Source organism: Zhongshania sp., assembly GCF_047636175.1.
Lineage (GTDB): Bacteria > Pseudomonadota > Gammaproteobacteria > Pseudomonadales > Spongiibacteraceae > Spongiibacter.
This window is the reverse complement of record NZ_JBLIKC010000003.1, coordinates 81,338-96,440: the sequence shown is the minus strand read 5'-3', so window position 1 is coordinate 96,440 and position 15,103 is coordinate 81,338. Positions and strand designations below refer to the sequence as shown.

Genomic DNA, 15,103 nt, shown 5'->3' with positions numbered 1-15,103 from the left:
GTCAAGGTGTACTAGGAAGAACGAGCAAGTTCCTTTTCTGGCAGACTGTACGCCGATTTGACCTCTAGTAGACGGACCTGATTGAATAAGTGATGGGCGGCGGTGTGCTCAGTGAGTGCATCTGCCGCTAATAAAATGGCCGCTGCCGTCCATGTTGGACGCTCATCTGGCCACAGTAAGTCTTCAACAAACTGATAGCCCGTCCAATATTCGCCATTGCTGTCGCGCCACTGGTGCAACCAGCTATACACCATGACCGCACGGGCATGATCGCCTGCCGCCAATAGTGCCATTGTCAGCTCACAGGATTCGGCTACGGTTACCCAGGGTTCATCTGACACGCAGCGACACCCGAGGCCTTGTTCAACAAACTCATCCCAGCGCTTTTGCAAATGCGCACTGGCTTTGGTGGTCGGCACCGCGCCGGTCAAGACCGGATAAAACCAGTCCATGGAATAGCGCGCCTTGCTCTCCCAAGTCCGATCAAAGCGCTCAGGTTTATTACGCAAAGCCTCACCTAGGGCGACCCTTGCCTCACGCCAAGCAGAGCGCGGATCGCCAATCACAACCGAGATATTTACAGCACACTCGAGGCTTTTGTATATTGACGAACATCCGGTAATTAATGCGTCAACCATTGGCTGGCCATGAGCATCAACCGCCCAGTTTATTTCGCCGTGGCGAGACTGCTGAGCCAGCACAAAGCCAATCGCGCGCCGAACACAGGGCCACATTTCGCGCAAAAATGGCCGATTTTCACTGATTAGATAGTGATGCCAAACGCCGGTAGCAATATAGGCGACAAAGTTAGTTTCACGTCGTTCACGATTATCGACTTCCCCATCGCGGTAGGCCGCCCACCAACTGCCATCTTCCAATTGGGCGTCTTTCAGCCAGCGGTAGGCATTTTCTGCCGCAGCGTATTCGCCGCCAATACTTAGACCCATGGCAGATTCAACATGATCCCAAGGATCACAGTGGCCACCATCAAACCAGGGGATGCTGCCATCGGCTTGCTGAGCGCGCAGCAAAAACTCCACAGTCGGTTTAAAAAATTCTTGCGGGAAGAGGCCTTTGCTTAAAAACAGTCCGCTCATGCCACCTTCGCCTTTTCAAAATACATCACAACTGATTTACCCAATACTGGATTCAAACTGGCTTCTAAGGTTCTGGTAAATAAAGGTCTATCCATTAAGTCCCACACCAAAAACCGATGGTATTGCTTAATGGCAACATTAGAGTCCTGATTTTTCCAAAACGCGCACTTCAACCACCAATAAGGTGAATGCAAAGCGTGTGCCCAATGACGCCGATAAAAACGAAAACCCAAATCCTGTATTTGTTTACGTAATTCACTGGCCTTAAAAATACGCAGATGGCCGCCCTCGACCTTGTGATAGGCCTCGCTCAGTGCCCAGCATATTTTTTCTGGCCACGCTCTGGGTACGCTGGCGCAAAACAAACCGCCGGGTTTTAGCACCCGCTCAATTTCTTTCAATACCGCGTGGTAGTCGGGGATATGCTCTAAGACTTCTGAGCAAATAATTTTATCGAAGGTATTGTCTGCAAACGGCAGCTGCATGGCATCGCCGTTGGCCAGACCAAAGGCTTTTTCTGTTTGGCCGTCGCCTTCAAAATCTGCGAAACGACTCTGCGCCGTTTGCAAATCATCCAAACACAGGTCAACACCAATAGCGATTACGTCCGCCTCAACATAAGCCGATATAACATGACGGCCTTCGCCACAGCCCAGATCTAAAACTTTATCGCCACGATTTAAATCGAAATGACGAAAATCAACCGTTTTCACGTTGTATCACCTGCCAGTAGTAGTTCGTCATTTGCTGCGCTGCGCGTTTCCAACAGAATAGCTCTTCAATTCTTGCGCGACCGGCCGCGGCCAATTCATCACGCCATGCTGGCGATGCTAATAAGGTATCTAATACCTCGGCAATGGCCTTGCTATCGCGAATGGGCACCTGAATCGCCGCATCGCCAACCACTTCGGGTAAGGCGCCACCATCGGTAGATATTAATGCCGTACCGCACGCCATGGCTTCTCCAGCGGGCAAACCAAAACCTTCATAAATAGAAGGCACCACTACCACCGAGGCTTCGTTATAGTATTTAACTAAATCTTCAGTGCTGATACCACTCACCGCACGGATGTGTTTACTCAGGCCTAATTCGCGGATTAGGCGACCGCTTTCACCATCTTCTTTAGGTGTACCGACTAATAATAATTCGAGATCAGGGTAGCGCGGTATTACCGCCGCCACCGCTTCAAGTAAATAGCGCATCCCCTTCAGGGGTTGATCCGACGATACCGTAGCCATAATGCGATTAGGGTTTTTTACGATATGCTCCAAAGGTCGAAACTCTTCGGTATCAATACCGCAATGCACCAAGCTAATACCCGCCGGCTGAATATTGAAGGCGGCGGCAATATCAGTTCGAGATCGCTCCGACACCGTCACCACATGATGTAGCTCACGGGCGACTCTGCGCTGCATAATCAAAAAGCTGTGCCAGCGGCGAATCATCAAGCGCTCCGTCCAACTCTTGGCAGCACTCAGCGCAATACTCAAATCGCTGGTTATTGGATGGTGAATCGTTGTAATAAGCGGAAAGCCCTGCTTTTGCAGATCTAACATGCCGTAACTCAGGCACTGGTTGTCATGGATAATGTCGTAATGACGGCCGTGTTGCTTTAGGTATTTAAGCACGCGTCGGCCAAAGCAATAGGGCTCTGAAAATGCACCGGTTAGCTTGCCAGTCCATTCATATATGTTGGTGAGCGAGCGCAGATGGTGGGGTCGAATTGAACCCAAGCCGGTTTCAAATAAATTCATTCCCGGCATTCTAATCAAGTTAACCCGCGGATCAAGATGCGGATAGGGTTGCCCCGAAATCACATCGACTTGATGACCGGCTTCAACTAAGGCCTTGCTTAGATACTTAAGATAAATTCCTTGGCCACCCCCGTAGGGCGCGCTGCGGTAGCCCAACAGGCACACACTCAAGGCGCGCCGGGATCTAACGTCGCTGAGAGGGGTAACGCTGGCTTTAACCAGCTCCATAGGTGACGGGCTGACGATATTGGCTGGATCTGACGGCATAAAACGGAGTCGCTGTTATTCGGATTACTGTTATTCGGACAAGTACCGTGGAATTCTCCTCAGCCTGGAAACCTGTTGAGGCTGCCGAGGTCAAACCGCGCGTTATTTAAATGCCGCGAAGCCGAAATAGGATGAATGCCGATCATGTAGTAACAGGATTCTAACCACGAGGTGAGGAGAAATCCACCTGCAATTTTTAGCGAGGCCCTAATCTGGCATTAAGACTTTGTCATGTTAAACTCCCTAATGACCCAAATTCGCCCATAGAGAATAAGACACTCATGCGTATATACGCTGTTTTTAGAGCTTTATTTTGCCTGAGTATCACCGCAGTGGTACTTAGCGGTTGCGCCATTGGGTCGGCAAAAACAATGCCGAAAGGGGTATTTGAAACCACTGTAAAAGCGGGCGATATTCGCCTGTTTAGTTACAGCCAACCTCTATTTCGAGAAAAAGCCCGCCCTATTACGTCCGCCAATAGCCGAGCAGACGGCACCAGCAAACCGCGCGAGGACAGCGAATCACAACTAAGAAGGACCGTACACAACCTTGAGCAAGACCCACGACTCGCAGAATACTGCCCCGCTGGCTACACCTTGATTGAACAATACGCGGTGTTAAATGATGTAGTAATCCGTGGGGAATGCAGATATCAGCAAGAACAAGCTAAGTAATAAGCGCCGCAGTATTACTGCCACGGCGCCTTAATAGAACACTTAACTAGTCGGTGTTAGCCACTCAGGGAACTCTTCGCGACGTCCCTTAATTTGATCAAAATACATGCTTTGTAGCAAGGTAGTCAGCGGCCCACGTGAACCCGACCCAATTTTTCGGCCATCTAATTCACGGATCGGCAGTACTTCTGCCGCGGTACCAGTAAAGAATGCCTCATCTGCGATATACATTTCATCGCGGGTGATGCGCTTCTCCTCCACCGCCAAACCCAGTTCATTAGCAAAGGCAAAAATAGTATTACGAGTAATACCATCTAAACAGCTCGTTAACTCAGGAGTGTAGAGTTTGCCATTGCGAATCATAAAGATATTCTCGCCACTGCCTTCTGCCACATAACCTTCATTATCGAGCAACAGAGCTTCTTCGCAACCACTGTCTATTGCTTCGCGTAAGGCCAGTATCGAGTTGATGTAGTGACCGTTGGCCTTCGCTTTACACATAGAGATATTGACGTGGTGGCGAGTATATGACGAACACCGCACTTTAATGCCGTTGTCGCGAGCCTCCGGACTCATATAGTTAGGCCAATCCCATGCGGCAACAATGACATGCATTTTGAGATTTTCGGCGCGCAGCCCCATTCCCTCCGCACCGTAAAAACACATTGGCCGCAGGTAAGCTTCCTCTAAACCATTTTCACGAACCACCATGCGCTGCGCTTCATTGACCTGTTCTTTGGTCACACTCATGTCCATACGCATAATATGCGCAGAGTTGAATAAGCGGTCGGTATGTTCCTGCATACGGAAAATACAGGTGCCACGGTCTTTGGTCTTATAGGCACGCACGCCTTCAAAAACACCCAGTCCGTAGTGCAGTGTATGAGTCAAAACATGAACTTTGGCATCGCGCCAAGGAACCATTTCACCGTCAAACCAAATCAAGCCGTCACGATCTGCCATAGACATCGTGTGTTACTCCTCAAAAAAAGGTAAATACTATTATGGAGACAACATCAGTTGCTGCCAGAAACCGCTGACAATTTCCCGCTCGGCACTCAATACCGTTTCGGCTATCAATCCTTTTTGCTCTTGTAAGCTTAGGCGATGTGCCTGACTGCGGAACGCCTTGTAAGCGTCAATCAGTGTCTGGGTATCCGCCGTAGAAATCAGGCCTTGTTTAGCCAAAGATTCCAGTATGCGAATGTTATCAGTGTAATGAGTAAGCGGTGGGTGCTGTTGTGACCATGCTAAAACGCCATATTGCACCATAAATTCAATATCAACGATACCTCCAGACCCCTGTTTAATATCAAATTCTGCATTTTTATCGCTAGCGGACATAAGATGATCACGCATTTTCTGACGCATACTTACAACTTCATCTCTAAGGATCGCGATATCACGCGGTTTACTGAGGATCTCCCCTCGCAATGCTTCGAATTTTTGTGCTAATAATGCATCACCAGCCACCGCGCGCACCCGCACCAAGGCCTGATGCTCCCAAGTCCACGCCTGGCTATTTTGATAGTCTTTAAACGCCGCAAACGACGATACTAACAAGCCCGAATTACCCGATGGCCGCAAGCGCATATCGACTTCATACAAGGGACCTAAACGAGTCGCCGCTGTTAAAATATGAATAATGCGCTGGCCGAGGCGGGTAAAAAATGTGGCCGCGTCCAGTGGTCGCTTACCATCGCTTATGACGCTAGACGGCAGGTCGTGCATAAACACCAAATCTAGATCTGAGCTATACCCGAGTTCAAGCCCTCCCAGCTTGCCATAAGCCAAAATCACAAAGTGACGCTGATCATCACCTGCCGGCACGGGGCTACCGTTTTTATCAAGTAAGTTCTGCCAGGCAACATCTAACACCGCATCTAAAACCACCTCAGCAATATAAGTCAGGTAATCACTCACTTTCATCAACGGTAAACTACCCGTCACCTCCGACGACGCAACACGCAGCACATGGGTCAAACGGAAATGGCGGAGGGCTTCCATTTGCGCTTCCAAATCATCGCTATCAATACGCAATAAGCGCTGTCTAAGCTCGCTGCTCAGACCCGCTTTTTCGGGCACCGAAAACAAGCTATTTGCGTCTAGCAACTCATCCAGCAGCACTGGCTGAGCAGCAAGCTGCCGAGCAATCCAAGGGCTCGCTTCACACAGCACCACCAAACGCTTGCGCGCGGCAGGGTTCTCCATTAACAACACTAAATAAGCAGTACGGCGAAGTACCGCCTCGATAAGCGGAATCAAGCGCAGCAATGTCTCTGCCGGCGAGTCAGCATCACACAAGTCTTCCAATATAAGCGGCAGAAACTCGTACAAACGATCTCGGCTCCTACCCTGCATACGCAATACGCTGGCGCCATTGAGTAGCGCAACTAATAAGCGAGCAGCCTCGTCGGCGTCATCAAAGCCAGCTTCCTCCAGCGTTTGCCGCACTAGGTCGCGGTCGAGATCGTCTAACATAGCTCGCCAACGATTCTTACTCAGGTGCTGCCGGTCATCGGGTTCGACCTCTGGCGGCGCAATAATATGGCCGAAATGTGCAGCGACGCGCTGGCGGTGCCGCGCCAAAACATCATGAAAGGCGGCGACATCATCACCAAAACCCATAGCGAAACTCAAGGCAAGCAGCGCGTTATCGGTATCCGGCAATTGTTGGGTCTGCTCATCGCGCCAAGCTTGAATTGCATGCTCGGTATTTCTTAGAAATTTATAAGCCGCCTGCAACTCGTCAACCACGGACTCAGGGAGGTAGGCCATGCTTTCAAGCTCAGCAAGGATCACTTGCAACTGCAATGCCTGCAAATTCAGCTCTTGACCACCGCGTATTAATTGAAAACACTGGGCGATAAATTCAATTTCACGAATGCCGCCAGAGCCCAACTTTATATTGTCTTGAAGCTGACGCCGCACGACCTCACGCTGAATCATCAGCTTCATATCGCGCAGCGAATCGACGGCGGAAAAATCCAAATAGCGACGATAGACAAACGGACGCAAGAGCTGAAGCAGGCGGTCGCCTCCTTTCGTATCGCCGGCAATACACCGCGCCTTAATCAGTGCGTAACGCTCCCAGTCACGCCCTTGATCTTGGTAATACTCTATTAGGGCATCAAAGCTGATGACTAGCGGCCCACTCTGCCCATAGGGGCGCAGACGCATATCCACCCGAAATACAAAGCCATCGGCGGTGCGAGCATCTAAGGCGTGAATTAAACGCTGCCCAAGCCGGATGAAGAATGCTTGATTGTCATCGCTGCGCGGGCCACCCACGGTGCTACCCGGCTCAGGATAAGTAAAAATAAGATCAATGTCAGAAGACAGGTTTAACTCCCCGGCCCCCAGCTTGCCCATGGCAATCACGACTAACTGCTGTGGAATGCCCTCTGCCGAGCGTGGCTCTCCTCGTTCGACTACTAACTGCTGATGCAAAAACGTCAATGCCACCTCGACGCAGGCGTCGGCAAGCGCAGATAAATCCCGAACTGTCTCTTCCATCTCGGCCAGACGATTAAGATCACGCCAGACAATACGGAGCCAATGGCGATTACGGAAATCTCGCAAAGTTGTGGCCAAGCCCTCTGCACTTTCACATTCAGTACATAACTCGCGCAGCTCTGTAAGCCAGGCATCGTCAGCGAGATGTGAGTGAAGCTGCTTATTCAACACAAAATCAGCAAGCCAGGCTGGCCTGCGCAGGCATAACTCTACCAAAGCCGGACTACAGGAAAATGCGACTAGCAATTCCTGGCGGTGTTCAGACTCGACAAATGCGCGATACCAATCACGCGGCCCTTGATCGCAACGCTCAAGCAGACTTTGCCAGTGTATTTCGACATCAGCCGCTAAGGCGACCGGTAGCTCTTGAGCCAAAATATTAAGACTACGATATTGGCTGGGCAGTGACATTGTTTGATCCTTTACTACTTATTATTAAGCTCAGCCAGTTTGCACTGGCGGCGCTACTCGCAGCACTTCGGCGATGGTGGTTTCACCGCGGGCGACTTTTTGCGCGCCATTCAGCCTAAGGGTACGCATGCCGTTTTTCATGGCCATCCGGCGCAACTTATCTAATTCCACATCATCGGCTATGGCAGCTTGAATCTGGCCCTCAACCGGCAATATTTCGTAAATACCCTGACGGCCATAAAAACCCGTATTGCGACATTCCAAACAACCCGGTGCATGATAAATTTGTGCCGGTGGGCTGACTTTCCACGGCGCGGTTAAGGTCGTCCACGCGGCTTCATCCAGTGCCACAGCCTCTTTGCAATGCGGGCATAAACTTCTTACCAAACGTTGCGCCATGACACCCAGCACCGTGGCGCGAATCAAATACGCGGGCACTCCAAGTTCCAGTAAGCGCGTTACTGCCGAGGGGGCATCGTTGGTATGTAGCGTTGAAATCACCAGATGTCCCGTCAAGGCCGCTTGAATTGCCATCTCAGCGGTTTCTAAATCACGGATCTCACCGATCATGATAATATCTGGATCTTGCCTGAGTAAGGCGCGCACGCCACCGGCAAAATCCAGATTAATATTGTGCTGCACCTGCATTTGATTAAAGGCGTCTTCCACCATTTCAATCGGGTCTTCAATGGTACAAACATTCACCTGGCTGGTGGCGATCTGTTTGAGGCTAGAATACAGGGTGGTGGTCTTGCCCGAGCCCGTCGGGCCCGTCACTAATACAATCCCGTGGAGAGAGCGGATCATACTGTCCCAGCGCTGACGGTCTTCACCGCGCAAGCCCAGCTCTTCAAAGCTACGCAACAGCACTTCAGGGTCGAATATCCGCATCACCATTTTTTCGCCGAATGCGGTAGGCAGCGTCGACAGCCTTAATTCGATCTCGTCACCGCCGGCATTTTTGGTTTTTAAGCGTCCATCTTGGGGCCGACGCTTCTCCGCCACATCCATACGACCGAGTATTTTTAAGCGGCTCACCACTGCCGTCAATACCGACGCGGGCAGTTCATAGACGTTGTATAAAACGCCATCGATACGAAAGCGAACATTGCCGTGCTCACGGCGTGGCTCTATATGAATGTCACTGGCGCGCTGGTCGTAGGCATACTGCAGCAACCAGTCGACGATATTAACAACGTGACCGTCGTTGGCGTCTAGATCTTTTAAATTGCTGATTTCGAGTAATTGTTCAAGATTGGTATTTGCATGACCGCCGCGACGACTGTCACCACTTGCACCGCGTACCGACTTTGCCAAGCTATAGAATTCAACGGTAAAACGGTCTATTGAGTCGGGATCGGCAAGTACCCGCCGAATGGGTCGATGCAACACTTGCTGTAAATCTTTTTCCCAGCCGCTAACAAAGGGCTCGCTGCCAGCAATGACCACTTCCTGTGGAGAAACTGCCAAGGCCAATATCCGATGACGCTGTGCAAACGCATACGACATCACCTCAGTGACTGCCGGTACGTCTATTTTCAAGGGGTCGATACGCTGCGGTAGCTGGCCACAATACCCCGCCAACCATTCCAATAGTCGATCCATGCCAAGCACACGTCCGGAGCGGCTGGCATCCGGCAATTGCTCTGCAGCAAGATAATTCAGTACATGTTGGATTCGGGCGCCAATACGCGGTGGATTCGGGCGTACCCGCTTAGCGACGGCAGCGTCCAAGAGCCCGTCGTCCACCAGCTGGCGAATGATTGGGGCCGCGTCAAGTGGGCCAGTTTTACTGAGATTGCTGTGCATACTAAACATAAACCCCGTGATGATCTTCGACACCATTAGTGGCAAGTCACAATACCTTAATAACTCTGTGCTTTTATAGATCGCAATTAATTTCTGGTGAGCCTCAACAGAGGCCAGTATAATCCCGACCACTTAAAAAGAACGCAGTAAGGAGTCGCACCGTGCCCGTAAATTCGCTTGGTAGTTTGTTTGGGAAATCTCCATTTGCGCCGATTCAAGAACATATGCAGCAGGCTCATGCCTGCGCCGCCGCGCTCAAACCGTTCATTGATGCCGCCCAAGAGGATGATTGGACCAAGGCACAAGCCGCGCATCGCGTCATTGTTCAGCTTGAAAATGAAGCCGACAAGCTCAAAAAGCAAGTCCGCTTGCAATTGCCTAGCAATCTTTTTCTCCCCGTCCCGCGCCCAGACTTGCTCGACTTAGTAAGAATGCAAGATGGTATTGCCAACTGCAGCAAGGACATCGCCGGACTGATGCTGGGTCGGAGAATAAAATTTCCAGCGTCGCTCACCAAACCCATGAGCCAATACGTCGATTTGGCTATTGCTACCTCGGCTCAGGCTATGAAAGCCATTGAAGAACTCGATGAACTGCTGGAGACCGGGTTTCGCGGCCGCGAAGTCACTCTAGTCGAGTCTATGATTGAAGAACTAGATAGCCTGGAGCATTCCGCTGACGGGCTTCAGATCGACATACGCGCGGCCTTGTACACTATTGAAAAAGATCTTCCGCCTGTTGAAGTCATGTTTCTGTATCAAATTATTAACTTGATCGGTGAGCTGTCTGATAGATCACAAAAAGTTGGCTCGCGACTACAAATCGTCATTGCCCGCTAGATTCTGCCTATAACTAAGGAATTACTATGTCAATTATTGCTGAACATGGGCAACTATTGCTAATTTTAGCTTGTTTGTTTGGTTTCTTCATGGCGTGGGGTGTTGGCGCCAACGATGTGGCCAACGCAATGGGAACCTCAGTGGGCGCCAAGGCGCTCACCATCAAACAGGCGATTTTGATCGCAATTGTATTTGAGTTCTGCGGTGCCTACTTGGCTGGCGGTGAGGTCACCGAAACCATTCGCAAGGGCATTATTAATCCAGAATATATCGCTGATAGCCCCGATTTGCTGGTCTTTGGTATGCTGGCCTCCCTACTCGCCGCCGGAATCTGGTTATTTGTGGCGAGCATGAATGGCTGGCCGGTATCTACCACCCACTCTATTGTCGGCGCCTTAGTCGGCTTTGCTGCTGTAGGGATAGACACCGACGCTGTCGCCTGGGGCAAGGTCGGACAGATTGTTGCAAGCTGGGTGGTCTCCCCGGTGCTCGCCGGCACCCTGTCCTTTGGTTTATTCCTCAGCGCCCAGCGATTTATTCTCAATGCCCCCGACCCCTTTGCCGCCGCGAAAAAATACATCCCGTATTATCTGTTTTTAGTCGGCTTTATCATCGCCATGGTCACCATGACCAAGGGACTCAAACACATCGGTTTAGGCCTGAACTTCAAAGAATGCATAATGCTCTCTGTGGTCTTCGGTGTATTAGTATCAGGTATCGGTCAACTCTTTCTACGCCGAATCAAAGATGTGACGGCAGGTGATGGGCGGTCGCGCTTTGCCAGTGTAGAAAAAATGTTTGCGGTGCTGATGGTCTTTACTGCCTGCGCGATGGCCTTCGCCCACGGCTCTAACGATGTCGCCAATGCGATCGGTCCGGTAGCTGCGATTGTCAGCGTTATTCAATCTGGTGGTGAAATTGGTGCTAGCTCCGGTCTACCAAGCTGGGTATTGCTGATTGGCGCCGGCGGTATTGTTTTCGGCCTAGCGACTTACGGCTTTAAGGTTATCGCCACCATCGGCACCAAAATTACCGAGCTAACCCCTAGCCGTGGTTTTGCCGCTGAACTCGGCGCGGCCTCAACCGTGGTGCTTGCGTCCGGTAGCGGCTTACCCATTTCGACGACCCATACATTGGTTGGTGCGGTACTTGGTGTTGGTTTAGCTCGCGGTATCGCAGCCCTCAATCTAAGCGTTATCCGCAACATCTTCATGTCGTGGATCATCACTCTGCCTGCCGGCGCCATACTATCGATTGTGTTCTTCTTCATCCTGAAAGCAATTTTCAGCTAATCACTAGACCTCCACCCTCACGCAAACAAATCTAGTGGTTTTGTTTGCGTGACTCGCTACAATGGCCCGTTACCAGCGACTTAGCGCGGACTCATCGTGGCAAACTCAAATAGCACTCCCAGTGTTCTGTCGATGATGACAGGCCTTGTTAAACTTCCCTCTGTCAGCTCCACAATGCCGAGCTGTGACATGGGTAATATCCACGTCATTGAACAGCTCGCCGAATGGCTTGAACCACTGGGCTTTCAAGTCCGTATCCAAGCCATTGCCGGCAACAATAAAAAAGCCAATTTAATTGCCACCCTCGGCACCGGAAGCGGCGGCCTAGTCTTGGCCGGGCATACTGATACCGTGCCGTTTAACGAGTCGCTCTGGCACAGTGATCCCTTTACGCTCACCGAGCGCGACAACAAACTTTACGGCCTGGGTAGCACTGATATGAAGGGCTTCTTCGCCATTGCTATCGAGGCCTTAAAACCCTTCTTAGGCAAGCCACTGCGCGCGCCCTTAATTATTTTGGCGACCGCGGATGAAGAAAGCAGTATGGATGGCGCACGCTCACTGGTTCAAGCCGACGTTTCGGGCGCGCGTTATGCCGTGGTCGGCGAACCCACCGGACTTAAGCCCATGCGCGCCCACAAGGGCATCGCGATGAAGGGAATTACTATTACTGGGCGCTCAGGCCACTCATCAAACCCCTTATTGGGTAACAACGCCATGGACGCCATGCACGAAGTCATGAGCGGGCTCATGGACCTGCGGCAGGAACTGGCACAAAAATATCAGCATCCCGGCTTTAGCGTGCCCACACCGACGATGAACTTCGGCTGTATTCACGGTGGCGACAACCCAAACCGTATTTGTGGCCAATGCGAACTGCATTTTGATATTCGCACCACCCCAGGGATGAACAACGACGAGCTCGACACCTTAATACAAAAAATACTCACTCCTGTGGCAGAGCGTCGCGCCATCAATATTGGTTTGCGCGCATTAATGCCCGACTTAGCGGCCTATGAAGAACCCGCCGATTCAGAGCTCGTCACCCTTGTCGAACAGCTCACCGGGCATACGGCAGGCACCGTCGGCTTCGCGACTGAAGCGCCATTTTTCCAGAAATTGGGCATGCAAACCATCGTAATGGGCCCAGGCTCTATAGACCAAGCTCACCAACCCGACGAGTATATGGCGCTGGATCAAATACAACCGACGATTGACGTTTTACAGCAAATGATTGGGCGATTTTGTGGCGCCCAAATTGTAAATCCCTAAGCCCCCACCCACAGGAAACCCCAAGCAAGAATGAAGCACTAACGCATGCCTCGTTATTATATTGCGCGCCGACGGCATAATCTTATTTATTAACGTCTACAACCACACGACCACATAAGGTGCCTTCCATCATTTGCGTTGCCACGCCAAGGGCGTCAGATAGATTGATGTCTTTCACAATCAACTCAAGCAAGTTGACGTCCAAATCCCGCGCCAGACGCCCCCAAGCAAGCATTCGTGACGCCTTAGATGCCATCACACTATCGATTCCCAGCAGCGAAACACCGCGCAATATAAAGGGCATGACGGTAGCGGGAAAGTCATAACCCTGCGCCAGGCCGCAGGCGGCAACGGCGCCGCCGTAACGGGTTTGTGCGCAGGCATTTACCAAAGTCTGGCTACCCGCGGCATCAACCACCCCAGCCCAGCGCTCTTTCTGCAAGGGCTTGCCGCGCTCACCCAGCTCCTTACGATCAATAACTGAGGTGGCACCAAGCTGTTTTAGATAATCTGCTTCGCTAGCTTTCCCCGTGGCCGCAACCACGTTAAAGCCGGCCTTGACCAACAGGGCGATAGCAACACTACCTACGCCGCCGGTTGCCGCAGTGACCAGCACTTCACCCTGCTCTGGCTTAACACCCTGCTGTATTAATGCCTCTACACACAGGCTCGCGGTATATCCCGCAGTACCAATCGCCATTGCCTGGCGCGTGGTGAATTCTGAGGGCAACGCCACCAGCCAATCACCATTCAATCGCGCTTTTTGAGCCAAGCCACCCCAGTGACCTTCACCCACACCCCAGCCATTCAATACCACCTTGTCGCCCGTTTTGTAGGCGGCATGGCTGCTTTCCGACACCACTCCGGCCAAATCAATACCGGGGACCATCGGAAATTTACGCACCACCGGCGAGCTGCCGGTAATTGCCAGCCCGTCTTTATAATTCATCGTGGAATACTCCACATCGATCGTCACATTGCCCTCAGGTAATTGCGCCTCGTCAATTTGGACTACTGAAACTGACTGACCAGCTTCGTCTTTATTAATGATAATTCCAGAAAACATAATCACCTACTCCCCGCTTATTAATTCAAAAAACAGGGCTTGCCGACTTACCTCGAAAACAGGCGGCAAACCACTTAACGATAGCTTTCGCTGGGTATGGGCAAACGACGACTGCCCCGGCAAAGAACCTCAAGCTAACGAATGAGCATACCAACACCACCATGCAACTGTCGCGGCTACTGCGAAAGCTAGACAAACGTCGCATTCAGTCATTACTTGGCCACCATGATCGCTGCTGGATCGACCATATCAGTGGTCGATTCAAGCCATTCTGCAGCTGCAGTGCGCCTCGTACTTGAGGATTTGACGACGAACTCCCACACCTCTTAAAAATCGATTACTATAGCGATCCACGGTGACATGATTTGTTTCGATATGACGCCTCTTAAAGGGTTATGCCAATATATTTGGCGTAACAGAATCCTCACAAAAGCTATGTTGGAAACGATGACACAAGGCAAAATTTACTTTGTTCGCCACGGCCAAACCTACGCCAATATAGACAAAGTGTGGCACGGCCAAACTGACACCGAACTCACCCCCGAAGGGATCGAGCAGGCACGAAAGCTAGGCGCCTATTTTAGTAACTACCTGACACCAACGGTCATTTATAGCAGCACATTGCAACGCGCCCGTATCACCGCAGAAGCCATTGGCATACGCTTTGATCTGCCGGTCTTTCAAGACCCCCGGCTAATGGAGTTAGATTTGGGGGACTGGGAGGGCGAAACCTTTAAATCTCTGAGTAGCTCAGATAACAACACCCTTGACGAATTAGTCAATAACCCGGGCTTTTTCTCACCCAACGGCGAGTCCCAAGATGTTGTAAAACTGCGGATGGTGGCGGCAATAACCGATATCACTACAAAGCATCAAAATGAAAATATTGTTATTGTTTCGCACGGCGTTGCCATCAGCATTGCGATAGCACATTACTTAGACAACGACACAACTCAGTGGCCGAAATACAATAAAAGTAATACCGCTTTTTCGGAACTATGTTTAAGCACCAAACAGCTTTTGCGCTTTAATGAAACCCGCCACCTTGAGCCGTAAGCAGACTTAATAATACCGCTGCGCATCGCCAGAAAGTGATGTGTGCATA

Annotated in this window: 12 protein-coding genes; 5 read left to right on the top strand and 7 right to left on the bottom strand. The window is 51.0% G+C overall.

Translation table 11 applies throughout. The annotated features are described in order from the left end of the window. Positions 1-11 precede the first annotated feature (11 nt). From ACI955_RS02530 to ACI955_RS02520, 3 genes are read right to left on the bottom strand one after another with little or no spacing between them, the layout of a single operon-like run. Positions 12-1,097, bottom strand: a complete 1,086-nt coding sequence (locus ACI955_RS02530; RefSeq protein ID WP_415242158.1) for a prenyltransferase — start codon at positions 1,095-1,097, stop codon at positions 12-14. Then, positions 1,094-1,810 carry a class I SAM-dependent methyltransferase gene (locus tag ACI955_RS02525; RefSeq protein ID WP_415242157.1) on the bottom strand — a complete coding sequence of 239 codons (717 nt, stop codon included), beginning with the start codon at positions 1,808-1,810 and terminating at the stop codon, positions 1,094-1,096. The genes ACI955_RS02530 and ACI955_RS02525 overlap by 4 nt, the downstream gene beginning before the upstream one ends. Next, a complete protein-coding gene (locus tag ACI955_RS02520; protein ID WP_415242156.1) occupies positions 1,797-3,119 on the bottom strand; it encodes a glycosyltransferase family 4 protein in 1,323 nt (440 codons plus the stop codon). The genes ACI955_RS02525 and ACI955_RS02520 overlap by 14 nt, the downstream gene beginning before the upstream one ends. A 281-nt stretch (positions 3,120-3,400) precedes the next feature. On the opposite strand from ACI955_RS02520, the gene ACI955_RS02515 reads away from it, so the two are divergent. Then, positions 3,401-3,793: a hypothetical protein gene (locus ACI955_RS02515; protein WP_415242155.1), complete on the top strand. Its 393-nt coding sequence runs from the start codon at positions 3,401-3,403 to the stop codon at positions 3,791-3,793. A 42-nt stretch (positions 3,794-3,835) separates the two neighbouring features. On the opposite strand, the gene ACI955_RS02510 is transcribed toward ACI955_RS02515, so the two are convergent. From ACI955_RS02510 to ACI955_RS02500, 3 genes are read right to left on the bottom strand one after another with little or no spacing between them, the layout of a single operon-like run. Next, a complete protein-coding gene (locus tag ACI955_RS02510) occupies positions 3,836-4,762 on the bottom strand; it encodes a branched-chain amino acid transaminase (protein ID WP_415242154.1) in 927 nt (308 codons plus the stop codon). Positions 4,763-4,795: 33 nt separating this feature from the next. Then, on the bottom strand, positions 4,796-7,720 hold the full coding sequence (gene glnE / locus ACI955_RS02505; RefSeq protein ID WP_415242153.1) for a bifunctional [glutamate--ammonia ligase]-adenylyl-L-tyrosine phosphorylase/[glutamate--ammonia-ligase] adenylyltransferase: 2,925 nt from the start codon (positions 7,718-7,720) through the stop codon (positions 4,796-4,798). Between the two features lie 30 nt (positions 7,721-7,750). Next, on the bottom strand, positions 7,751-9,529 hold the full coding sequence (locus ACI955_RS02500) for a GspE/PulE family protein (RefSeq protein ID WP_415242152.1): 1,779 nt from the start codon (positions 9,527-9,529) through the stop codon (positions 7,751-7,753). Positions 9,530-9,690: 161 nt separating this feature from the next. Between ACI955_RS02500 and ACI955_RS02495 the strand changes: the two genes are divergently transcribed. The 3 genes from ACI955_RS02495 to argE all read left to right on the top strand — a co-directional run bounded on the left by ACI955_RS02495 (position 9,691) and on the right by argE (position 12,932). Continuing rightward, the gene (locus tag ACI955_RS02495) at positions 9,691-10,368 is read left to right on the top strand and encodes a TIGR00153 family protein (RefSeq protein ID WP_415242151.1); all 678 of its coding nucleotides are present in this window, start codon (positions 9,691-9,693) and stop codon (positions 10,366-10,368) included. Positions 10,369-10,394: 26 nt separating this feature from the next. Then, positions 10,395-11,660 (top strand): inorganic phosphate transporter, encoded by a 1,266-nt coding sequence (locus tag ACI955_RS02490; RefSeq protein ID WP_415242150.1) that lies wholly within the window; start codon positions 10,395-10,397, stop codon positions 11,658-11,660. A 96-nt stretch (positions 11,661-11,756) separates the two neighbouring features. After that, on the top strand, positions 11,757-12,932 hold the full coding sequence (gene argE, locus ACI955_RS02485; RefSeq protein ID WP_415242149.1) for an acetylornithine deacetylase: 1,176 nt from the start codon (positions 11,757-11,759) through the stop codon (positions 12,930-12,932). Between the two features lie 82 nt (positions 12,933-13,014). On the opposite strand, the gene ACI955_RS02480 is transcribed toward argE, so the two are convergent. Beyond that, on the bottom strand, positions 13,015-13,998 hold the full coding sequence (locus ACI955_RS02480; protein ID WP_415242148.1) for an MDR family oxidoreductase: 984 nt from the start codon (positions 13,996-13,998) through the stop codon (positions 13,015-13,017). Between the two features lie 447 nt (positions 13,999-14,445). Between ACI955_RS02480 and ACI955_RS02475 the strand changes: the two genes are divergently transcribed. Next, on the top strand, positions 14,446-15,054 hold the full coding sequence (locus tag ACI955_RS02475; protein ID WP_415242147.1) for a histidine phosphatase family protein: 609 nt from the start codon (positions 14,446-14,448) through the stop codon (positions 15,052-15,054). The last annotated feature ends 49 nt before the right edge of the window (positions 15,055-15,103 follow it).